Below are 1,254 nucleotides of genomic sequence, written 5' to 3'. Positions count from 1 at the left end.
GGCATTGAAGCATGAAACCTAAAATTCATGCATTTCTTTTCATTTCCTTTATGTTCATAAATCCTACCAAGTGCCTCTGCTCGCCTGCGTCTTTCCAGTTGTGCTTTTTCGAATGTGTCCTTGCTGATAATTGGCGGATAAAATTTGTCCTCAACATACCGTTTATCTGCCAGCATTCTTGCAACAGATGTGTGGTAACGCTTAATACCCGCTTTTTGTGCCGCTTCGCTTAAAGAAAGCCCGGAAAGATAAACTTCAAATAGTTTCTTAATCATAATCGCTTCCTTTTCATTAACGACAGCCCTGCCATTTTGAATGGTATATCCAAAAGGTATATGGCTCATTATTTCATCAACCTTTCCCTTAAAATCAACCCGCATTTCATTTTGAAACCTATTTTCTCCTGTGAAAACACAATGATTTCGCGGGTAAAATCCTCAAATATTTCACTATCAAATGCATCAATCTGCTTTTCAGCTTTCGTTGCAAATTTAAGAAGCTTCTCAACCTCAACGAGGATAGTCTGACTCCCATCGATTGTGCGTTTTATGGCTTCTTTTTGTTCTTTTAATAAAGCCGCTTCTTTAAGCAGCTCATTTTTCTGTGTATTAAAAAGAGAGGGTTCCAGGTATCCCTTAGCCATAAGTTCCATGATTACCTGAACCCGCTCTGTATTTTCTTTGATTTTTGTTTCCAGTTCTTGAATCTTCGCTATATTATCTGAGTAATTTGTTCTCTTTAAGCTTTGTAGCAATGGTCTTAGAATGAATTTATGACCAAAAATAAGCTTATTGATCATTACAACAAAGGCCTGATGAATTGCATCCTCTCTGACAAACTTCATGGAACAGCTTGATGCGTCCTTTATATGCTTTGTGCAGCACCAGGCAATATATTTACGGTCACCGCTTCCATGAATTCGACGCTTAAAACTGCTGCCACATTCTGCACATTTGATATTCCCCGAGAATGGGTAGCGTTTTTGATACTTGCTGCTTCCCTTGATTACACCTTTTTCTTTTCCTCTTTGCCTTAAAATTTCTTGGGCAGCTTCAAATTCCTCATGGGATATGATAGCTTCATGATGAGCTTTTATCATGTACTGATCTTTTTCCCCACGATTATAATGCCGCTTAAAATTCTCATCTGTATAGGTCTTTTGCAGAAGGACATCCCCGGTATATTTTTCATTGCTAAGGATACCGCGGATAGTGGTCGCTGTCCAATGTGACCCTCTCTTTGTTGGGATTTTGT

The 1,254-nt window shown here is 38.8% G+C and carries 2 protein-coding genes; both read right to left on the bottom strand.

The features are described 5' to 3' along the window. The coding region (locus tag AA81_RS03155; protein ID WP_103898167.1) for a recombinase family protein at positions 1-380 on the bottom strand (380 nt) is incomplete at its 3' end. Continuing rightward, a partial coding sequence (locus AA81_RS03150; RefSeq protein ID WP_211292637.1) for a recombinase family protein occupies positions 344-1,254 on the bottom strand: 911 nt, incomplete at its 5' end. The genes AA81_RS03155 and AA81_RS03150, both read right to left, overlap by 37 nt.

It is taken from the genome of Petrotoga halophila DSM 16923, from assembly GCF_002924615.1.
Note: the sequence above shows the minus strand (reverse complement) of the source record. Positions and strands in the feature narration are given on the sequence as shown.